The 19,876-nt window shown below is 51.7% G+C and carries 20 protein-coding genes and 1 other annotated feature; of the genes, 6 read left to right on the forward strand and 14 right to left on the reverse strand.

Translation table 11 applies throughout. The annotated features are described in order from the left end of the window. Positions 1–170: 170 nt before the first annotated feature. The 6 genes from ilvN to CBW46_RS11500 form a co-directional block, all read right to left on the reverse strand. The gene (gene ilvN / locus CBW46_RS11475) at positions 171–659 is read right to left on the reverse strand and encodes an acetolactate synthase small subunit (protein ID WP_089200145.1); all 489 of its coding nucleotides are present in this window, start codon (positions 657–659) and stop codon (positions 171–173) included. Continuing rightward, positions 656–2,398, reverse strand: a complete 1,743-nt coding sequence (gene ilvB / locus CBW46_RS11480) for a biosynthetic-type acetolactate synthase large subunit (protein ID WP_089200146.1) — start codon at positions 2,396–2,398, stop codon at positions 656–658. Before ilvB ends, ilvN begins: the two co-directional genes overlap by 4 nt. A gap of 497 nt (positions 2,399–2,895) precedes the next feature. Continuing rightward, positions 2,896–3,255: a 50S ribosomal protein L20 gene (gene rplT, locus CBW46_RS11485; protein WP_089200147.1), complete on the reverse strand. Its 360-nt coding sequence runs from the start codon at positions 3,253–3,255 to the stop codon at positions 2,896–2,898. A 41-nt stretch (positions 3,256–3,296) separates the two neighbouring features. After that, positions 3,297–3,500, reverse strand: a complete 204-nt coding sequence (rpmI, locus tag CBW46_RS11490) for a 50S ribosomal protein L35 (protein ID WP_089200148.1) — start codon at positions 3,498–3,500, stop codon at positions 3,297–3,299. A 21-nt stretch (positions 3,501–3,521) separates the two neighbouring features. Then, on the reverse strand, positions 3,522–4,037 hold the full coding sequence (infC, locus tag CBW46_RS11495) for a translation initiation factor IF-3 (protein ID WP_243633282.1): 516 nt from the start codon (positions 4,035–4,037) through the stop codon (positions 3,522–3,524). 25 nt (positions 4,038–4,062) lie between these two features. Further along, positions 4,063–4,202 (reverse strand) — a sequence feature (ribosomal protein L20 leader region). A gap of 65 nt (positions 4,203–4,267) precedes the next feature. Next, a complete protein-coding gene (locus tag CBW46_RS11500) occupies positions 4,268–5,503 on the reverse strand; it encodes a glycosyltransferase family 2 protein (RefSeq protein WP_089200149.1) in 1,236 nt (411 codons plus the stop codon). 700 nt (positions 5,504–6,203) lie between these two features. Here CBW46_RS11500 and CBW46_RS11505 point away from each other — a divergent pair. Continuing rightward, on the forward strand, positions 6,204–7,325 hold the full coding sequence (locus CBW46_RS11505; protein ID WP_089200150.1) for an MGDG synthase family glycosyltransferase: 1,122 nt from the start codon (positions 6,204–6,206) through the stop codon (positions 7,323–7,325). A gap of 99 nt (positions 7,326–7,424) precedes the next feature. Here CBW46_RS11505 and trmB read toward each other — a convergent pair whose 3' ends face one another. From trmB to CBW46_RS21500, 3 genes are all read right to left on the reverse strand, one after another. After that, entirely contained in the window at positions 7,425–8,189 is a 765-nt protein-coding gene (gene trmB, locus CBW46_RS11510; RefSeq protein ID WP_089200151.1) for a tRNA (guanosine(46)-N7)-methyltransferase TrmB, read from the reverse strand. Between the two features lie 116 nt (positions 8,190–8,305). Further along, a complete protein-coding gene (locus tag CBW46_RS11515; RefSeq protein ID WP_243633276.1) occupies positions 8,306–8,455 on the reverse strand; it encodes a hypothetical protein in 150 nt (49 codons plus the stop codon). Between the two features lie 84 nt (positions 8,456–8,539). Beyond that, the gene (locus tag CBW46_RS21500) at positions 8,540–9,106 is read right to left on the reverse strand and encodes a WGxxGxxG family protein (RefSeq protein WP_089200153.1); all 567 of its coding nucleotides are present in this window, start codon (positions 9,104–9,106) and stop codon (positions 8,540–8,542) included. 221 nt (positions 9,107–9,327) lie between these two features. Between CBW46_RS21500 and mnmL the strand changes: the two genes are divergently transcribed. Then, a complete protein-coding gene (mnmL, locus tag CBW46_RS11525; protein ID WP_089200154.1) occupies positions 9,328–10,326 on the forward strand; it encodes a tRNA modification radical SAM protein MnmL/YtqA in 999 nt (332 codons plus the stop codon). After that, positions 10,304–10,879, forward strand: coding sequence for a tRNA 5-(aminomethyl)-2-thiouridylate-methyltransferase MnmM (gene mnmM, locus CBW46_RS11530; RefSeq protein WP_089200155.1), 576 nt, complete (start codon positions 10,304–10,306; stop codon positions 10,877–10,879). Before mnmL ends, mnmM begins: the two co-directional genes overlap by 23 nt. A gap of 310 nt (positions 10,880–11,189) precedes the next feature. Here mnmM and CBW46_RS11535 read toward each other — a convergent pair whose 3' ends face one another. Then, positions 11,190–12,971: a B12-binding domain-containing radical SAM protein gene (locus CBW46_RS11535; RefSeq protein ID WP_089200156.1), complete on the reverse strand. Its 1,782-nt coding sequence runs from the start codon at positions 12,969–12,971 to the stop codon at positions 11,190–11,192. A 106-nt stretch (positions 12,972–13,077) separates the two neighbouring features. Continuing rightward, positions 13,078–13,305 carry a hypothetical protein gene (locus CBW46_RS11540; RefSeq protein ID WP_089200157.1) on the reverse strand — a complete coding sequence of 76 codons (228 nt, stop codon included), beginning with the start codon at positions 13,303–13,305 and terminating at the stop codon, positions 13,078–13,080. A 379-nt stretch (positions 13,306–13,684) separates the two neighbouring features. Between CBW46_RS11540 and CBW46_RS11545 the strand changes: the two genes are divergently transcribed. Further along, entirely contained in the window at positions 13,685–14,650 is a 966-nt protein-coding gene (locus CBW46_RS11545) for an RluA family pseudouridine synthase (RefSeq protein ID WP_089200158.1), read from the forward strand. Between the two features lie 486 nt (positions 14,651–15,136). Next, complete coding sequence (locus tag CBW46_RS11555; protein WP_089200160.1) at positions 15,137–17,131, forward strand: ATP-dependent DNA helicase; 1,995 nt, start codon at positions 15,137–15,139, stop codon at positions 17,129–17,131. 87 nt (positions 17,132–17,218) lie between these two features. On the opposite strand, the gene CBW46_RS11560 is transcribed toward CBW46_RS11555, so the two are convergent. Continuing rightward, positions 17,219–17,455 (reverse strand): DUF6953 family protein, encoded by a 237-nt coding sequence (locus CBW46_RS11560; RefSeq protein WP_089200161.1) that lies wholly within the window; start codon positions 17,453–17,455, stop codon positions 17,219–17,221. A gap of 41 nt (positions 17,456–17,496) precedes the next feature. Then, the gene (locus CBW46_RS11565; RefSeq protein WP_089200162.1) at positions 17,497–18,483 is read right to left on the reverse strand and encodes a M15 family metallopeptidase; all 987 of its coding nucleotides are present in this window, start codon (positions 18,481–18,483) and stop codon (positions 17,497–17,499) included. Between the two features lie 133 nt (positions 18,484–18,616). Here CBW46_RS11565 and CBW46_RS11570 point away from each other — a divergent pair, with 133 nt between their 5' ends. Then, entirely contained in the window at positions 18,617–19,339 is a 723-nt protein-coding gene (locus CBW46_RS11570) for a hypothetical protein (RefSeq protein ID WP_133253970.1), read from the forward strand. Positions 19,340–19,490: 151 nt separating this feature from the next. Here CBW46_RS11570 and CBW46_RS11575 read toward each other — a convergent pair whose 3' ends face one another. Then, a complete protein-coding gene (locus CBW46_RS11575; RefSeq protein ID WP_089200164.1) occupies positions 19,491–19,787 on the reverse strand; it encodes a 50S ribosomal protein L33 in 297 nt (98 codons plus the stop codon). Positions 19,788–19,876: the final 89 nt, after the last annotated feature.

The following is a 19,876-nucleotide window of genomic DNA, read 5'->3' on the forward strand; positions in this document are numbered from 1 at the left end:
TGCAAGGACAAGCGGCGAAGTGATCCGCTGTATCCCCCACTCACAAGGAAAATTATGTGAATAATAACACGAATTGCATACCCGTAAAACAAGGATGATGAGAGCATCGCTTGATGGACCCTAAAAGCACAAGGGCTGAATCGATCCTGATACTATGTTTGTGAAGCCAATTACTTCACCGAACCGCGAATCATAGCTGTCACGCCGGTTCTGGACAACTCACGAATCCCGTATGGTTTCAGCAGTTCCACCATCGCATCAATTTTCGTTGAATCGCCTACGACCTGTACGATGAGTGAAGCCGGACCGATATCGACCACTGCGGCGCGAAACGTTTCGACCACCCCGAGAATTTCCGGGCGGGCGCTAGGCTCCGCGTTGACCTTGATCAGCGCCAATTCGCGCGCTACCATCGGGTTAGCACTCAGGTCGACGACTTTGATCACATCTATCAATTTGTACAGCTGTTTGGATACCTGCTCCAACGTTTTGTCGTCGCCGGTGGTGACAATAACCATCCGGGACAAGCCTGTTTCCTCACATTCACCTACGGTGATGCTGTCGATGTTGAAGCTCCTGCGGCTGAACAAGCCAGACACCCGCTGCAGCACCCCAGGCTGGTTATTCACTAATACGGAAATGGTATGTTTGTGAGTCATTCCGAATCCCCCATTATCATTTCATCTATCGTGGAGCCCTGCGTAACCATAGGATACACGTTCTCACCTTTACGAACGACGAATTCGACGAGCACCGGACCTGGGGTGTCCAGAGCTTCCTGCCAGGCACGCCGGGCTTCCTCTTTATTCGTCGCCTTCAGCCCTTTGACGCCATAGGCTTCCGCCAGCTTCACGAAGTCCGGACTGCCTGCCAAATCGATATGGCTGTAACGATTGTCGTAAATCAATTCCTGCCACTGGCGCACCATACCCAGCACCTGATTGTTGATGACAACGATCTTCACCGGGATCTGGTTGATCGCGCAGATTGCCAGCTCTTGTGAGCACATCTGCATGCCCCCGTCACCGTTGATAGATACAACCAAACGATCCGGATTGGCTACCTGTGCTCCGATCGCAGATGGGAAACCAAAGCCCATAGTGCCCAATCCGCCGGAGGTGATCCAAGAACGCGGATGATTAAACTTATAATATTGGGCGGTCCACATCTGGTGCTGGCCCACGTCGGTAGTCACGATCGCCTCGCCCTCGGTTGTTTCATGTATCATTTCGATAACGTACTGCGGCTTGAGTTCCGTTTCAGAATCTTTGTAACGCAGCGGGTGGTTGCGCTTGTTATCCGTAACTTCCTTGATCCACGCGTCGGAATTCGCAGGCTTCACTTTTGGCAGCGCCATCTGCAGAACAGCTTTCACGTCTCCGACACAAGGAATCGATGCTGTCACAATCTTACCAATTTCCGCCGGATCGACGTCGATATGGACGATCTTTTTCGCTTTCGGCGCGAAGCCGTCCACCTTCATCGTGACCCGGTCATCAAACCGTGCTCCGATGGCAATCAGCAGGTCACAATTTTGCAACGCATAGTTCGGCGTGTAGGCGCCGTGCATTCCCGGCATGCCCAGCCACAGCTCATGCGCGCTAGGGAAACCGCCGAGACCTAGCAGTGTGGTTGTCACCGGGATACGCGTTTTTTCAACGAATTCCATCAGCTCTTTGGAAGCATCGGAGTATACCACACCGCCGCCCGCCAGAATGAGAGGACGCTCCGCTAAGGCAATCGCCTCGAGCATACGGTCAACCTGCAATTTGTTTGGCTGCACCGTAGGATTGTAACCACGGATCTCAACCTTTTCCGGATAGTAGAAGGGCGCGGTGGCGTTAGAAACATCCTTAGGAATATCGATCAATACAGGACCTTTCCGGCCCGTAGAAGCAATAAGAAAAGCCTCCTTGATCACACGCGGCAAATCCCGTACATCACGTACCAGGTAGCTGTGCTTCGTGATCGGCATAGTGATGCCGGTAATGTCCGCCTCTTGGAATGCATCGGTTCCGATCACGCTCGTAGCCACGTTGCCGGTGATAACAACCAGAGGCACCGAGTCCATGTAAGCCGTTGCTATACCCGTCACGAGGTTAGTGGCTCCCGGACCGGAAGTCGCGATGCATACGCCGACCTTACCGGTCGAACGCGCGTAGCCGTCTGCCGCATGAATCGCTCCCTGTTCATGCCGAGTCAACAGATGCTTGAAATTCGGATTACCATGCATGGCATCGTAGATATATAAGACCGCTCCGCCGGGATACCCGAAGACGCAATCCACGTCCTCCAATAGCAGGCTGCGCAGCAGCATTTCCGACCCTGTTACAACATCCGGCTGAAGCAGTTCCCTGTGCAGCTCTTCTTTTGATTTCTGTGTGGTTTGTACGATCATCACATAGTCCTCCTCTCAATATGTCAAAAACGCGAAAAACCCCTCTCATCCCGACACGTCAAATATGACGTCTGAAGGGACGAAAGGGGTTCTAATCTTCCGTGGTACCACCCAGATTTTGCTATCTGCCTCACAGCAAATAACCTTAGAAAGTACGCAGCCAGTGTTAACAGCCGGTATACCTTCGGCACTGTAACGTGTGCCATTCCGATTCCCCCTAATAGCTACACCGGTGATCCGACATACTTTTCAGGGAAACAGCTCCGAGGTGAGCTCGTATATAAGGGATTAATGGCATTGGTTTCAGCTAATCCTCTGCTCTCTGAACATAAGAGCCCTTATAACTTCGTCCTCATCACAGCCGATAGGTCGTTGTACTTTTTCAATATTATAAGCCGAAGCAATCGAATAAGTCAAGCGACTATTCGGTCGTTCTTTTGCACAAAAAAAGACCGTCATCCCCGAAACTATAGGGAAAACGGTCTTCTGCTTGTAAATTAGGCGTTGATTTTTTGCTTCGCTGCGTTAGCAAGATCGTTGAACGCATTGATATCGTTAACAGCGAGGTCAGCCAGCATTTTGCGATTCACTTCGATTCCGGATTGCTTCAATCCGTACATCAGCTTGCTGTAACTCAAGCCGTTGATGCGGGCTGCAGCGTTGATACGAGTGATCCAGAGTCTGCGGAAATCGCGTTTCTTTTGACGACGGTCGCGGTATGCGTACAGCAAGGACTTCATTACTTGCTGCTTTGCAGTTCTAAATAAACGGTGCTTGGAACCGAAATAACCTTTAGCCAGCTTTAAAATCTTTTTATGACGACGACGAGTTACGAACCCGCCCTTTACTCTTGCCATGATTGATTACCTCCAGAATTTAAGTAGAATAAGTTGCGGGATTAGCCTTTGATGTTGGACAGCTGTTGTTTCAAACGTTTCACGTCACCAGGCGCCATATTGGGGTTGGTAGACAATACGCGCTTTTGACGAGCGCCCTTGGTGGAAAGCAAGTGGTTTTTGAATGCTTTATATCTCATTACTTTACCGGTACCTGTTACTTTGAAGCGGCCTTTTAAGCTGCTGTGTGTTTTCATTTTTGGCATAATGTTCTAGTCCTCCTCAATTTATGCTTGCTGCTTTGGTGCTAAAATCATGATCATACTACGGCCTTCGAGCTTTGGCCTGCGCTCAACGATGCACAGCGCCTCCACTTCGGTCGCCATGCGTTCCAACACCTTCTGCCCAATGCTTGCATGGGCGATCTCACGACCACGGAAACGCACGCTCAGTTTCACCTTGTCGCCTTCATTCAAAAACTTGACGACGTTGCGCTGCTTCGTTTGGAAGTCATGCTCGTCGATCGTTGCACTTAAACGAACTTCCTTCAGTTCAACGATTTTTTGATTTTTACGAGCTTCCTTGTCCTTCTTCTGCATTTCGTAACGATATTTCCCGTAATCCATAATCCGGCACACGGGCGGCTTCGCCGTCGGAGCGACATTCACCAAATCCAGGTTGGCATCCATAGCAATCTCAAGAGCCTCACGAATCGGCTTGATGCCGAGCTGCTCACCTTCTGCACCGATCAGGCGTACTTCCCTTGCCCGAATGTCATCGTTAATTAAATGCTCAGTACTAATAATCTTCCACCTCCACAGGATTATAAAAAAATGAAAAGGACGAGAGCGACACGCGCCCACGTCCAATAAATTTCAAGTGATTTTCGTAATAAACGTTCACTTTACCTTTATTAACCAGCCAACTTCCGTTGGTCAGGTGAGAAGCGGGCGCTTCTTCTTTATGACTAAGACATCATAGCATAGATGACTCGATAAAGTCAAATGGTTCCGATGTGGCGCAGCAGTATGCTTTAGCTGACCTGCTTGCTCTGCATTTCCTCCAACCGGATCACGCGCGTATGCTCTGTATGGCTCCACTGTTTGTTATTTTGAGTGAAGAATGCATACACTGTGATAGGCCACCAAGAAAGCATAAATACCGGGAACGTGACCAGATAGAGATACGTTCTCCAGTTGGCGCGCTCAATAATCAGCGCGATCGGGAACTGAATATAGCTCAGGATCGCGACCACCATAAACAGGTTCGGTGCGTAATAGAACAACGACTTAAACATTGCATCTCCCGGCATCATCATGTCGACCCACAGAATGATCGATACCAAAGAGGCGATCAGTACGTTATATACATTCAAAGCGTACACGGCCGTGTCGATTTTGGACCAGCTGCGTTCAGTCAAACCTTGCCAGAACAGCGGGAAGAAATAGCGGCGCGCGACATCAAAATGCCCTTGCATCCATCTCAAACGCTGTCTTGCCGAAGCTTTGAACGTGAGCGGCTTTTCATCGTATACTTTTGCGTCGTAGTTGAACGTCGGGTTGACTCCGCGCTGCACGCAGCGCATCGTGAATTCCAAGTCTTCTACAAGACTGGTGGCACCCCAACCGATTTCTTTCAGCAATTTGGTTTCAAAGCACATACCGGTGCCGCCCAGAAAGTTGGCCAGCCCGAGGTTTTGCCGGGGCAGCTGCCACAGTCTGTTGCAGTACCAGTAAGTGACCGCATATGCAGATGTGATCCAGGAATCGTGCGGGTTCTTGGTGTCGAGATACGCCTGAATGACCCTGGAGCCGTTGCACAAATCGTTGTTCATGTGCTTCAGGTAGTCCGGATTCACTAGATTGTCAGCGTCAAACATCACGATGGCATCATAGCTGCGGGGCATCTGCCATAGCTGCTTGAGCATCCATTCAATCGCGTAGCCCTTGCCTCTGAGGGCGGGATTGTTGCGCTCGCAAGCATAGACACCTTTACTCCGGGCTATGTCCGCAGTGCTGTCGTCGCAATTATCGCAGATGACAAACACATCGTATAACTCTTTTGGATAATCCAAATTCTTTAAGTTGTCAATCAGTGCACCCACGACTTGTTCTTCGTTGTGCGCCGCCACCAGAATGGCAAAAGACTTCTGAGGCGCATGCTGTGCTGCGGATTTGCGGCGGAACCAACCAAAGAACGTCAAAAACAGCTGATAGGCCCCGATCACCGCCAGGATGATCTGCACGCCTAACAAAAAGTGATCCAGCATCAAAAATCCCCCTTTTTTATATAACCCCAAAGTCGATTCTCTCTTTTTGTTAGTTTTTATCTATAAACTTCGGTAGTTTTTTTTGGATTTGTGCGGGTAGCGAGTATATTTTCCACTGTTTACTCCGTTTTGTCAAAAGCGTAAGATGCCCTCATTGTGTCGCATCTTTTAATTTACAGTAGAATTTGTGTGTAATTCTAGTAAGACCCACCGCTATGCGGCTTATTTGTGTCATTTCCACCGATTTTCATGGTTTTTAGGCCTTCCGCTCGTCTGGCGGCGACCCGATTTCCACTTTCTGCTGGCATGCTCCAGCGCAAGCTGCCTGTGCGGCCTGTTACGCCTACAGCGAGCGATCAGCCTTGGCACTCCTCAACTAATAATACAGCATTTCAAGCGCGTGCTCAAATGCCACAATTCACCACAGTATGGGTGTGCCCAGGGTGATTTCGGACTTACACTATTGTTTACCCCGATGCCCCTGTATCCAATCATAACCATATGTAGTGCCTATTATATCTTTATTAAAAAAGATTTAAAAGGGTGTTGATATTCTATTAACAAATAGCTGGTAAACTGAAATTGCGTCTGCCGAAACCGTAATTATCTCATTTTTTGAACAAGTTGCTTTTTGCACATAAAATGTTTAATGTTTAAATTGTGTAAACTCATTTGTCAACAAGGTATGGTGAAAACGCATATGCCTAAAAAAAGGGTCTTGTTATTATCAGAAGGCTTTGGCGCTGGACATACGCAAGCCGCACATGCTTTATCCATCGGTCTTCGCATGCTCTCGCCCGATATCCAGACACGCGTTCTGGAACTCGGCTCCTTTCTCCATCCGACGCTGGCCCGGTGGGTGTTCACAGCGTTCCGCAAAACCGTCACTACTCAGCCCAAACTATATGGGTTGGTCTACCGGTCGCAGTACAAGAAATCTTTGAACCGTTTTACTCAGTTAGCTTTGCATCGCATTTTTTACGCACAAACTGCCGAAATCATCAATCAGCTTCGTCCGGACACGATCGTGTGCACTCATCCTTTCCCTAATGCAGTCATTTCGCGGCTGAAACGCGCGGGCTTGAACGTCCCCCTGTGCACGGTGATCACTGATTACGATGCACATGGCACGTGGTTGAGCTCTGAGGTGAATAAATACCTCGTTTCGACAGCCGACGTAAAAGAAAAACTGGTGGGCCGCGGCATTCGCTCCGATGCGATTCGAGTCACGGGCATTCCAGTTCACCCGAATTTCTGGGAGCCGCATAACCGTGACGAGCTGCGAACACGGTTCGGGCTCAAAGCGATGCCTACCGTGTTGATTATGGGCGGCGGTTGGGGAATGATGAACACTGAAGAATTTATGAAATATTTCACGGAATGGCGGGATAAGATCCAGCTGGTCATCTGCCTGGGCAATAATGAAAAAGCGTTCGCCACTCTGTCCGAGGACAAACGATTCCAACACGAAAACATCCGGCTGATGGGATTTACCAACGAAATCGACAAATGGATGGACGTCTCTGATCTGTTGATCACGAAGCCCGGCGGCATGACGTGCACGGAAGGTCTGGCGAAGGGGATCCCCATGCTATTTTATAAGCCTATTCCCGGCCAGGAGGAGGAAAACCTGCAGTATTTCATTCAACATAGGCTGGGAGAGCAAATCACTTCCGGGGCGACCATCGATCATTGGCTTCGGCTGTTGGTTGAGCGCTATCCCGAGGTACGGAAACGTCGGGCGCTTCTAGCCCGCCAACGAATCCGTCCGTACAATCCGACAGACTGTTCGCAAGCCATTATGGAAATTCTGAATCAATGATACATCTGCTATCATCGCGAAAATAAGCATGCAGAGTCCCGAGCTCTCTGCATGCTTTTTATTTTTGTTCCACGAATATGATGTTCTCAGACAGCCGGCTCATGCCTCTTCGTCAGCTAAGGCGCCGTCTTCCTCGTTAGCATCCGGCACCTGAGCCTGTTCCCGCTGCTTCTCAAGCTGGCATACATGCTCCTCTAAAGCCTGCCGCCCAATCATGACCTCGACACGATGAATATTCACTCCGCGCTCATAGAATTTCGACTCGTACTCTGTCAGCACCAAGTCCGTCCGCAGACCTTCCGCATGCAGATCCAAGGAGATATTGCGCATACGCAGCCCCATGTCCGCGAAAGAATTTAGGGAGAACTCAAATAATGAGCGGGAATCGGTCTTGAAATGAATCTCACCGCGGTCGTTCAGAATCTCAATATATTTATGAACAAAATTAGCATGGGTTAAGCGCCGCCGAGCATGCCTTTTCTTAGGCCATGGATCGCTGAAATTCAGATAGATGCGTTCCAGCTCATTGGCAGCGAAAATATCTTCGATCTTTTCGATGTTGAACAGTGCCAGCTTCAGATTCGCTAAGGTTACCCCACTCCCCTCCCGGGCACCGATCGCTTTCTCCGCCGCACGCCGGAGCAGTTCGTCGTACATATCAACGCCTATGTAATTAATGTTGGGATTGAGTAAACTGTGTTGGCTGATGAAACGCCCTTTACCCATGCCCAGTTCCACATAGATCGGACGATCGTTACCAAAAACTTCGTGCCATTTTCCTTTATAGTCGGCGGGATTGAGCACGATGAGCTCCGGCTGAGCCTCTAACGCCTCTCTAATGCCTTTTCGGCCTCGCAAACGCATAGGTTTCCTCCAAAAAATAGATAGTAAGCAGTTCAGAGAGAATTATACTCTGAATCGGCTACATTGAAAAGGCGGCTACCGCAAGCCGCCTGCGAATAACCGCCCCTCCGGGAGATCTATGCGTCCAACATATCAAATTGCGCCCGCGGGCTTTCCGGTATCAGCAGCTCCTCCAGTGCCGTGCGCAGCTTACGCCGTGCCTGAGCGGCAAGCAGCGGCTGTGCCCCAAAGCTCACGCCGCTGCCGAGGGCCATCGCTTCTTTCACGGTCAACTCCACTAGACAGCAAGTTGTCCCCACGCGGAATGGCGATATCAGTCATGCATGTGCACCCCACTGCTACAGTCTAGCTTATGAACGATTTCCTTGGTCGTTGCGATTTCTCGTACGCATTCCGGCTAATCCCAACAATCCGAGCAGACCCAGCCAGCCCCAGTCGGTGCCGTTATCCCCGGCGTCAGCGTCGGCGTTCGCGCGGTAATCGTAAGTACCGTAGTTGTCTCCGTAACCGTTAATATCTCCGCCGCCGTTAGCACCGTTACCGCCATTGCCATTGCCGCCATTGCCGCCATTGGCATCCAGGCCGTCCAACACATTGTTGTCATCGCCGCCCAGGCCGCCACCATTATCGTTTCCTCCGGCACCGTCGGTCAGGTCGCCTACATCAGCTGCACCAGCGTCGCCGGCATTGTTTCCGTTGCCTACGTCTGCGGCTCCATAGTTTGTGTTTGGAGTTACGACAGTAGCTCCAGGAGTACCCGCAATTCCGGTAGCCGGCGGATAAGGAGTGGTGGCAGTACCAGGAGCCGGGGCAGGAGCCGGGGCGCCATTAGCCGCTGGCTGAGCGTCAGCCTGGCCGGCGAATCCCAAAGACGCGGTCAGCGCCAAAGCCAGAACCGTTTTGTGAAACTTAGTCATTTTGTTGTGATCTCCCTTCTCAGCTTAGTGGTTGTTGTTGCAGTTATAGCATGGTCGGTTAAAGATGCAAATATCCTTTCGCCGCCGAGGAGGGTTTTGTCAAGGAAAAAGTTCGCAAAACCCGCTGCTACTCGCACCGCCGGTGTTTTTACTGTAGAATAGGGGCAGCCCGTCACGGGCCGCCGCGGGAACATTTACGTTGCTATAAAAAAGGAGTTATTATGAAGCCAGCCAAGCTAGCACAGAGTCCTGACGCATGGGGAGATAAAAGATTTAACAGCTGGAATACGGAGATGCGCCGGCAGTTCGGCACCAAAGTTTTTAAGGTCATGCTGGACGCCGGGTTCACTTGCCCTAACCGGGACGGCTCAGTCGCCACCGGGGGATGTACTTTTTGCAGTGCGCGCGGTTCAGGTGATTTTGCAGGAAGCCGCCACGATGATCTCGTTACACAATTCAACAAAATCCGGGATTTACAGCACAGGAAATGGCCTGACGCAAAATATATAGGATATTTCCAGGCATACACAAACACCTATGCGCCGGTCGAACAGCTGCGGGAGTATTATGAAGTGATATTAGCGCAGCCGGGTGTGGTCGGCTTGTCCATCGCAACACGGCCGGACTGCCTGCCGGATGACGTGATTGAATATTTGGCCGAGCTGAACCAAAGGACATATCTGTGGGTTGAAATGGGGCTGCAAACCATTCATGAATCGACGTCACAGATGATCAACCGCGCTCATGACACGCAATGCTTTGAAGAAGCTGTCGCTAAACTGCGTAAACATAATATTCGCATATGCGCCCATATTATTTACGGTCTACCCGGCGAAACTCACGACATGATGCTCGCAACCGGCCGCGCAGTAGCTGCGATGGATGTCCAAGGGATCAAAATTCATCTGCTGCATCTCATGCGTAAAACTCCGATGGTGAAACAGTATGAAGCCGGCCTTTTGCGTTTTTTGGAAAAGGATGAATATGTAAAACTCGTTGTGGACACATGGGAGATGCTGCCGCCTCCAATGGTGGTACATCGCTTGACCGGCGATGCGCCGCGGGACCTGCTGATCGGACCGATGTGGAGCCTGAAAAAGTGGGATGTGCTCAACGCGTTTGACGCTGAGCTAAGAGCGCGTGATAGTTGGCAGGGCAAAAAATACGAGAAGTTAGATTGCAAGCTGGAGGCCTCAAATGGGTTTCTTATCGATACTTAGCTTCGCACACAAATTAATCGCCGAGCGTGTGGCGGCAGGGGAGACGGTGGTAGATGCCACCGCGGGCAATGGTGTGGATACAGCGTTTTTGGCCGGACTTGTCGGTCCGAACGGGGCGGTATACGCCTTCGACATCCAGGAAAGGGCGCTGGAAAAAACGAAAATGCGCCTTGCCAAGGAGCGGATGGATTCAGCTCACGTCAGCCTGATGTTAGCCAGCCACGCGCGGCTGTCCGAGCTGCTTCCTGTGTCCGCCGCAGGCACTGTGGGAGCTGTGATGTTCAATCTGGGATATTTGCCGGGCGAAGATAGCGGCACGATCACTACAGCCGCATCGACTCTCCCTGCGCTCGAGCAGGCCGCACAGCTGCTGAGAAAAGACGGGGTCATTACGATCGCGCTTTACACCGGCCACCCAGGCGGTGCAGCGGAAGCGTGTGCGGTCCGGGAATGGGCGGAAAATCTGCCGCAACAATTTTTTCAAGTACTGGAATACAGGTTTATGAATCAGAGCAATCATCCGCCTTATTTAATCGCAGTAGCCAAGAGATGAGTCAGTGTGCCAACAACTGCAATTCTGAGCAGCAAAGGAGTAGAGACGCGCGCAAAACCGCGATTCCAGTACAAAAATAAAACAGCCTCCAAGCAATGACAGTTAGCTGTCGGCGGTTGGAGGCTTGTTCGTTTAAGGCGATCCGGCAAAATGCCACGCTGAGCGACTATGCCGATGCCGGGCGGCGGCACCTGGCGGTCACTCGCTGCCCCTGTTCATGGCGGACATGCTACGAGTGGTGCTCAGGCAGTCGTGTGGTAGTCCCGCGCCGAGTTGGCGATCGTGCTCGAGCAGGCTGCCGGGCGTAGCGTTAGTTCACGGATTTTCGTTGCGCCGGCATTACTGGCGGTAGGGGCAGTGTGAAATGCTGAGCGCCTGTGGAGCCATCCGGCGGGAAGTATGCGACCAGCAGCTGTTGCGAGTCGGCCAGCACTTGCCCGCTGGCAAGATAGCGGTCCAATCGAAACGGCACTACCTCGAGAGTCACATGCTTATGCAAATCTTTTTCACCCATCCCTAGAGCGGCGAACCTGTCGGACACCGCTTCCGGATGTTCAGCGAGTTGCGTGAAGTATTCCGACTGCTGCGACTTATCCAGCTTAAAATCCCACCATATTTTTCTCGGCTTATACTTATGATTCAGGAAATAATCCAGCTTCATCAGCCCCTCGACTATGTCCAAGCGGCGCGTACCGCGGTGGCGTAAAAATGCCAGCAGCCGCGTGAACAGATCTTCCAGCTGGTGCCCGATTTTTTGCCAGCCCTGCGCCTCCCAGAAGTCGCCAAACTGCTGGAAGAAATCAAATGCGGACGGAAATTCCTCGCGGATGAGGTAGGTGACCGTGTGATCCAGACGATGGGCATTCCAATATTTTTCCAGTACATCTTCCACACGTTTGATCCGCACCAGATCAGCGAACGGCAAAATATCGTTACCCAGTATTTCATACGGGGCGTGATCCATGTAAATATAACCATACTTGTCCGCGTCCGCCCTCATGCCTGTGCCGCGCAGCATTTTCAGGAAACCCAGCTGCAGCTCTTCGGGACCAAGCTGGAACACGTCGTTGAACGTTTTGCGGAACGAGTTGTAGTTCTCTTCAGGCAAGCCCGCTATCAAGTCCAAATGCTGATCAATTTTCCCGCTCTCTTTCACTTTCAGCACGGAACGAGTTAGTTTGGAGAAGTTTTGTCTCCTTTTGACTAAATTATTCGTTTCATCATTGGTCGATTGCACGCCAATTTCAAAGCGGAACACGCCGGGCGGCGCATGCTCGGCCAAATAATCCAGCACCTCCGGGCGCATAATGTCAGCCGTGATCTCAAACTGAAATACACAGCCACGGTGATTGCGTATCAAAAACTCGAAAATTCCCATCGCATAGTCACGCTTGATATTGAAGGTCCGGTCAACGAATTTAATCAACTTCGCGCCCGAATCGATGAGGTACAACAGGTCGCTTTTTGTACGTTCCATATCGAAATACCGCACGCCGACCTCGATCGACGACAGACAGAACTGACAGCTGAAGGGACAGCCGCGGCTTGTCTCAAAATACACGACGCGGTTCGCCAAAGTCGGCACATCCTCGGTAAAACGGTGGGGCGAAGGGATATCATCCAGCTTCAGCTTGGGCCGCGGCGGATTGACGATCACCCGGCCATCCTTGCGGTAGGCGGCTCCGAACACGCTGTACAGTGCACGGCCGCCGCTCAGTTCCTTCAAGAGGTGGTGAAACGTCTCCTCCCCCTCTCCCATTACTACGTAATCCACCTCTGGCAGCCGCTCCATCCAATATTCGGTATCGTACGACACCTCCGGGCCGCCCAGAACGATAATGAGCTCAGGATTGATCTTTTTCAGCATGTTGATGACGGTGATCGTCTCTTCGATATTCCATATATAACACGAAAACCCGACGATATCGGGCTGCTTCTGGAATAGATCCGAGACAATATTCATCGCCGGATCTTTGATGGTGTATTCAGCAATCTGTATATTGAAATCGGAAGCGCAAAATGCCTTCAAATACCGCAGTGCCAGGGAAGTATGAATATATTTGGCGTTCAATGTGGATAATACGACGTTCATGTGAATACCTCTTTTACGTGCAGAATCAATGCACCCCTCATTCTACACGGAAAAGGCGGCGAACACAAAAAAAGAAATGGAATCCTTGAAGGGTTCCACTTCCTTTTCACAGCCATCTGTGAGAATATTGAGTGCCTTCTACCTCAGGCGTCAGAGCCGCGAGCATAAATTCGTCATAGCCTTCTTCCGACCACCGGTTCGCCTGCGTGATAAGCTGCTCTTCTACGAGCTCTTTTTGCGTGCGCAGATGTTCCAAGCCGCCTCCTGACTGCTCGATGGATCGCTGCAGCTCCTTGCGCCGTTCCATACGTTTTGCCATTTGATACAAAATCATGGTTCCGTCTCCTCTTAGCGTAGCATTTTATAGTAATTCAAGTTTACCTATCCAAGATGAAAGGCAGATTAACTGTGTATAAAGCGATTGTTAAATGTAGATGAGTTCATCTTACCAGGCATTATGAAGTGTATGTAAAATGGTGGCGTTATATGCAGCCGAGGCGCGCCGGAATTTACAAGATGCCGGCCGTCGATTCGCCACGCTTCGATATGGTCCGCGAAAGCCTGCATGCAACGCGACCGGCTGGAGAAGCGTGGGCTTGTGACACTTCACAGCAATGTATGTTATTTGAAGCCGCTACACATTGGATGCCCCACCCCTATCATGGTATAGTTAAGGTCAATTAAATTCACCCTATCGGAGCGATCGACTTATTATGAACAAACCAAAAAAGCATTCCGGCAAATCCACCAACACCGCGAAAAAGCCCAGGACGTCGCGACATGGCGGTCAATCTCCTGCACAGCCGAAGCTCTACACGGTGAAAGAGCCCGGGGAGCTGCTGCCTTTTTTGCTGTCCACGCTGTCGAATATGGGCCGGAACTCGGTCAAAAGCCTGCTTAGCCGCGGCCAAGTGTCGGTGAATGATAAAGCCGTGACTGTGCATAATTTTCCGCTGGAGCCGGGACACATTGTCGCCATACACAGGGAGCGCGCGGTCGCAGAAGCCCCACTTCTCGGCATGGCCATACTGCATGAAGACGATGACATTATTGTGATTAAAAAGGAATCCGGCTTGCTATCAATTGCTTCCGCCAGGCCGGAAGAGCATGAGGTCACCGCCTACCGGCAGCTCATGACCCATGTTCGCAGGACGAATCCGCACGCCAGAATTTTCGTAGTTCACCGGCTTGACCGGGACACTTCCGGCGTGATGATGTTTGCGAAAAGCGAACGTATCCAGCAAGCTCTGCAAAATTCCTGGCAGGACGCGGTCAAAGAGCGGTCCTACATCGCCTTAGTCGACGGTAAAGTGCAGAAACCAGCGGGCACGGTTACCTCGTGGTTGAAAGAAAGCCGCACACTGAAAATGTATTCCGGCCGCTATCCCAATGACGGGCAGCTTGCGGTTACCCATTACAAGGTTCTGCAGTCCAATTCAGCATTTTCGCTGTTGGAGGTCCATTTGGAGACAGGACGCAAAAATCAAATTCGTGTTCATATGGAGGACATAGGCCATCCTGTGAGCGGAGACAAAAAGTATGGATCACGCACGAAGGTAATCGGCCGGCTCGGCCTGCACGCCAAAGTACTGTCGTTTGAGCATCCGACCACAGGCGAGCTACTGCGGTTTGATACGGGCGTTCCCAAGCAATTTTTGCGTCCTTTTCACACCCAGTGAGAGCCGACGTCCCCTTGGATTTTTTACAATGACACGGCAGCCGTGTGGTCAGCGCTCGGCAGCCGTTTATTTGCTCTCGTACGAGTTTGTAATCCCACGGACATGTATATTGCATCAGCCTATCTTTTTGGCATATAATAGGAACAAGTGTTCCCACAAAAGGACAATAGGAGATGTGGATGGAATCATCTGACGTTTTTGCTGAATCACGTCGAAAGTACCAAGGGGAAAATCGGGCTAAACTAGTTATGCAGCGCTTGCGAGCATATCAGCAGCTGAAACAGCAACGAAAATGGTGGCAAAGGCTGCAGCCTGCACCCGTCGCCAAAACCAAGCCCAAGGCATGGACTCAGCGGCACCAGTGCAGCGCCTCATGCCAGACGACGTCGCCTGCTCAAGCCGATGCTTGAACAACGATATCCTTTGTTACTGACGAAGTGCAAATGACGAGTTAATACAATGCAATATTATGGAGGCAATGCGACTGTGGCACGTTATCCTTTTGAATATGATCATTCACAGCCTTTCATTCAACAAGCGAGCGAATGGATAGCCGATGTGTTCTACGATATATTGCCGGAAGCCGGCTTTGAAGTGCGGGATGAGCAGATATATATGGCGTTCCAGCTTGAAAGAGCGTTTGCGGAGAAGCAAACAATTTTCGCCGAAGCGGGCGTCGGTACAGGCAAGACGCTTGTTTATTTGCTGTATGCGATATGCTACGCGCGCTATACCGGGAAACCGGCGATTATTGCCTGTGCGGATGAATCGTTGATCGAGCAGCTGGTAAAGCCGGAAGGTGACATTGCCAAGCTGGGCAAGTACCTGGATATGGAGATAGACGCCAGACTGGCCAAGTCGCCGGATCAGTATGTGTGCCTCATGAAGCTGGATGACGCGAGATTAGGGCACGATGATGCCGCCTTATTCAAAGAACTGTATGGCAGCCTGCCCAGCTTTGTGCATTCGCCCGGCACGCTGCAGTCCTTCCACGCATACGGTGATCGCAAGAATTATCCCCGTTTGAACGACGAACAATGGGAGAAAATCAACTGGGACGCGTTTCAGGACTGTTTCGTCTGTGAGATGCGGCATCGCTGCGGTCAGAGCCTGTCCCGCGAGCATTACCGTAAGTCCGCTGATCTGATTATCTGCTCCCACGATTTTTATATGGAACATGTCTGGACGTACGAAGGACGAAAACGGGAAGGCCAACTACCACTGCTGCCAGAGCACTGTGCCGTCGTATTTGATGAGGGGCATTTGTTGGAGACTGCCGCGCAGAAAGCATTGACCTACCGGCTGAAGCACATCGTGTTCGAGGAATTGATCACCCGGCTGCTTAAAGGAGAGATCCGAGAGAGACTTGCGGTGCTGATTGATGAGGCTATCGAACAAAGCGAGCGCATGTTCGATGTATTGGAAGGCCAGTGCCGGAATATCCCCGGCTCAGATCGAAAGCAGGTCGTGCTGAACGAGCAGCTGTTAGACGAAGTTCATCACTTCCGCGAGCAGCTGTCCGCTATAGAGGAAGAGCTGGTGTTCGAGAGTGAGCTTTACACATTGAACGAGTATCAGCTGCGCATCGTGGAGGAGCATCTGGAAATGATGCAGCGGGCCTTAAGCCTGTTTGATCATTCCGAGAAGCTTATATGTTGGGCTACAGAAAGCGGCACTGGCCTTACACTGGTTGTCATGCCGCGTACGGTGAAGGAAGTACTGCAAGACCGGGTGTTCTCTCTGAGAATGCCGATTGTTTTCTCGTCAGCGACGTTGTCGGTGGACGGCTCCTTTGAGTATATTGCGGCGAGCGTGGGAACAGAAAGCTTCTTGTCGTTCTCGGTGGCTTCGCCATATGATTATCCAAAGCAAATGAAGGCTGTTGCCCCCAAATGGAAGCACCGCGGAACTTTCACAGAAAAAATGAAAGCCGCGGTGCAGCTGCTGATGCATACCGAAGGAAGAGCCTTGATCCTATTCCCGACCGCAGACGAGCTTCGGCGGTTTAAGCAGGAAATCCCGGAGTACACGGAGTGCAGCTCCATGCGGTTCTTGTTCGAGGGGGATGAGGAGATTAGTCATCTCATCGGGCGGTTTCAGCAGGATGAGCTCAGCATGCTCTGTGCCGTGAGCTTGTGGGAAGGCCTCGACGTGCCGGGTCCCGCCCTGTCCAATCTGATCATTTGGTCGCTGCCGTTCCCCCCGCACGATCCGGTATTTATGGCGAGGCGTGGGGGCTCCACCCGGCCGTTCGAAGAGGTGGATTTACCTTATATGCTGCTGCGGCTCAGACAAGGCGTAGGCCGACTGATCCGTTCGCGTGAGGACCGCGGCATTGCGGCGATCCTTGTGGAGGAATCGGACCACTATGATGATTTGCGCGAACAGATCGCAGGTGTGTTACCCGCGGGCGTCGAGCTGAAAGACTCGTTAGATGAAGTGACGCAACAATCGACTCATGCCACTGGCACTGTCGTCTGACCAAAAAGACCTCCAAGCCCGCTTGGAGGTCTTCTTCAACTATACCGAAAAACATAATGTGTGATGCAGCTCGTCCCCCCTGGCTGGTCAGGTCCAGCCCCAAAAAAAACCGTCCCGGTCCCAAGCGATCCTGCCCCCGTGCAGCTTTCGGAAAGCTTTCTTTACATCTTTGGAGATGGACTGGTTCCCGTTCTCGTTGAGGAAAATAAACGACTCTCCAAAGTGATCGGCGATATGCTTCACAGCATCACTCTGGTGGAGTATACCGGAGAACCGTATCTCCTTCACCATCCACTCAGCGACATCGTCAGCTGTATAATCCATTCATCCCGCTCCTTATGATATTGTGGCATCAGTGTGCCTGGTCAAGGCTTCGCAACCGGGACCGTCTGTCCGACATATTCATCGAGTGTGATGCTCCGCTTACTGATCTCCTGAGCGATCTCCTTGCCGACATACCTCAGGTGCCACGACTCATATTGGTAGCCGGTGATCGCCTCTTTCCCCTCGGGATAACGCACGATAAAACCGTGTTCCGCTGCATGTTGTTCAAGCCATTTGGCCTCCTTGGTGTCAGAGAAGCAATCCGTTGCGGCGCATTTTCCTGACGCACCGGCGACATCGATGGCCAAGCCCGTTTCGTGTTCGCTATGCCCTGGCTTTGCACTGTATTTATCAGCCGCCTCTGCGCCGTCCTTTTTCACGTAGTTCGAATATAAGCTGCTCTGGGTCGCGCGCGAGCGGTAGCCGGACACTCCGGACAAAGGTAAATTGTCTTCTTTGGCCGCGGCAAACAGTTGCTCCAATGCGTCCGCAGCCTCCTTGCGCAATTTGCGTTTTTCCAACTTTTCTTGGAAAATGAAAGAAACGTTAGGCTCCACCAGATCGTCCGGCTTGTAGTTGTCCGGCAGTTTATAAGTCTTGTTGACCAACACGGAGGTAGCTGAAGGGTCGGCGACTACTTGAATAGTTTTGTCCTCGTCCGTGGTTGGTGCAGGCTTCGCCGACGGGGATTGCCCGGCTGGAGCACCGGGGCTGGCAGCACGTGCTTGGCTCCCTTGCTGCCCGGCGCCGGCTGGGGAGGCACCTGACTTATCCGATTGCGGCTGCGTCGTTGACCCTGCGGAGCTGTCAGACGAATCGCCGCTCGCCTGTCCACCTTGGGCCGCGCCGCCGGGCAGCGTGCTATTGGAGCTCGTTGGTCCATCATCTTTGGGCGCTGCGGTTGGGTTGCCCGTGCCCGCAGGATCCGAGCTCTCTTCACGCGCAGAGTTATCGTTGCATCCGGTCGCAGATAATACAACTGTTGCGGCTAGAAGCAAAGCCGCGGCGGGATAAAAACGAAACTTCATTACAATGCACTACCTTCCTGTCCTGTTGTTTTGTCAATTCTAGTATACATTGACGGGGAGGAAAGGTAAAAAGTTGCCCGTTGACAATTATACAACCGTGCCAGAAAAGCATCCGAGAGGCAGGATCCCACCATTGAACATACCCATACAATCCATAAATTTGTATCTATTGGCCGGCGTAGCGACTGATCCGTTGTTTATGGAAGGTTTTGGCCAGGCGATGAAGGTTCGGCTGCATCAGGCAGGCTGGGCGGTGCGCTCCGAGCTGCTCCTGCCATACGGCGATTGGTCGCGCAGTATATTTACGCAGCTGCGTGAGATGCGGCATGATCTCTGGCCGATACGACACCGCCCGCTTCACTCTATCGGCGGCAACCGTGCGGCAGATGCGCTGCGAGGTACAAGCCCGGGCGGCGTAACGCTGCTGCTCGGGCATAGCGGAGGCGGTATAGCCGCCTTGCATGCCACCAGCATCCTCACTCGCGAAGGCTGGTTCACTCCGTCCGACCCGCCTCGTATCGTACAGATCGGCTCACCTAAATGTCCGATCCCGGCCTGGCTGCGGAAGTCCACGTTATATGCGGCTGCTGTGAATGCGAATGGCAAGCTGTCGGATCCGGTTACGCGCTTAGGTAGTTGGGGCGGCTGGCGCCGCAATGCGTATGGTATCCCGGTCTGGCGAGCAAAAGCCGACTCCCCCGGAACAATCGTTCATCTCCCGCTTATCGGCGGACACGCCGACTATTTTAGACAGGGACAGGCTTACGTCAATACGGAAGGCCTATCTAATCTGGATATCACTGTGCGAGCTGTCTATGATTGGCTGAAATCAACTTGGGAAACCGATTTCCGCTGAATAGGCAACGCGCGTCTGGTGAGCTGAAATCCACGATACCCCTGTCCGGTAATGCGGTGAACAGCTTGTGCATGCAAAAAAAGCTCATCCGATGCCGTAAGGCTGATCAAATGAGCTTACATTTTGTTACTTTTCTACCACTACCAGATGACTACCAGAAAAAGCCACCGTAGCCGCCATAGCCACCGTAGCCGCCATAGCCGCCATAGCCACCATAGCCGCCGAAGCCGTATGCATAAGGTGCAGTGCCTATAGCCAACAAATCAAACAGTACGAGCGGGATGAAAGCGGAAGTTTTGACCTTTTTGCCCTTTTCAGAAGCGAGAATCAGACGGTTACCACTAATCCGCACCAGCTTGCCGCTCACCATGCTGCCATCCTTCTTCTGAGCATAGATGGTTTGGCCGATCAGTTTGCGGACATCTTTTTTGCTCACTGCGCTTTGCATTAAGTCCACCTCCGTCAATATAGCATCGGGTTGATAACCCTTAGAAGAATGAGTTACGGTATATTGTACGGAGGTGCGGCCTGTATTGC

Origin of the sequence: Paenibacillus xerothermodurans (assembly GCF_002220865.2) — a bacterium.
GTDB lineage: Bacteria > Bacillota > Bacilli > Paenibacillales > NBRC-103111 > Paenibacillus_S > Paenibacillus_S xerothermodurans.

What these genes read in the sequence shown, in the direction of transcription:
- ilvN (WP_089200145.1), bottom strand. Translation starts at nt 659, where the DNA reads ATGACTCACAAACATACCATTTCCGTATTAGTGAATAACCAGCCTGGG.
- CBW46_RS11540 (WP_089200157.1), bottom strand. Translation starts at nt 13,305, where the DNA reads ATGATTTTGTATCAAATGGCAAAACGTATGGAACGGCGCAAGGAGCTG.
- CBW46_RS11545 (WP_089200158.1), top strand. Translation starts at nt 13,685, where the DNA reads ATGAACAAACCAAAAAAGCATTCCGGCAAATCCACCAACACCGCGAAA.
- rplT (WP_089200147.1), bottom strand. Translation starts at nt 3,255, where the DNA reads ATGGCAAGAGTAAAGGGCGGGTTCGTAACTCGTCGTCGTCATAAAAAG.
- CBW46_RS11535 (WP_089200156.1), bottom strand. Translation starts at nt 12,971, where the DNA reads ATGAACGTCGTATTATCCACATTGAACGCCAAATATATTCATACTTCC.
- trmB (WP_089200151.1), bottom strand. Translation starts at nt 8,189, where the DNA reads ATGCGTTTGCGAGGCCGAAAAGGCATTAGAGAGGCGTTAGAGGCTCAG.
- CBW46_RS11565 (WP_089200162.1), bottom strand. Translation starts at nt 18,483, where the DNA reads ATGAAGTTTCGTTTTTATCCCGCCGCGGCTTTGCTTCTAGCCGCAACA.
- CBW46_RS21500 (WP_089200153.1), bottom strand. Translation starts at nt 9,106, where the DNA reads ATGACTAAGTTTCACAAAACGGTTCTGGCTTTGGCGCTGACCGCGTCT.
- ilvB (WP_089200146.1), bottom strand. Translation starts at nt 2,398, where the DNA reads ATGATCGTACAAACCACACAGAAATCAAAAGAAGAGCTGCACAGGGAA.
- rpmI (WP_089200148.1), bottom strand. Translation starts at nt 3,500, where the DNA reads ATGCCAAAAATGAAAACACACAGCAGCTTAAAAGGCCGCTTCAAAGTA.
- mnmM (WP_089200155.1), top strand. Translation starts at nt 10,304, where the DNA reads ATGGGTTTCTTATCGATACTTAGCTTCGCACACAAATTAATCGCCGAG.
- CBW46_RS11505 (WP_089200150.1), top strand. Translation starts at nt 6,204, where the DNA reads ATGCCTAAAAAAAGGGTCTTGTTATTATCAGAAGGCTTTGGCGCTGGA.
- CBW46_RS11560 (WP_089200161.1), bottom strand. Translation starts at nt 17,455, where the DNA reads ATGGATTATACAGCTGACGATGTCGCTGAGTGGATGGTGAAGGAGATA.
- CBW46_RS11500 (WP_089200149.1), bottom strand. Translation starts at nt 5,503, where the DNA reads ATGCTGGATCACTTTTTGTTAGGCGTGCAGATCATCCTGGCGGTGATC.
- CBW46_RS11575 (WP_089200164.1), bottom strand. Translation starts at nt 19,787, where the DNA reads ATGCAAAGCGCAGTGAGCAAAAAAGATGTCCGCAAACTGATCGGCCAA.
- mnmL (WP_089200154.1), top strand. Translation starts at nt 9,328, where the DNA reads ATGAAGCCAGCCAAGCTAGCACAGAGTCCTGACGCATGGGGAGATAAA.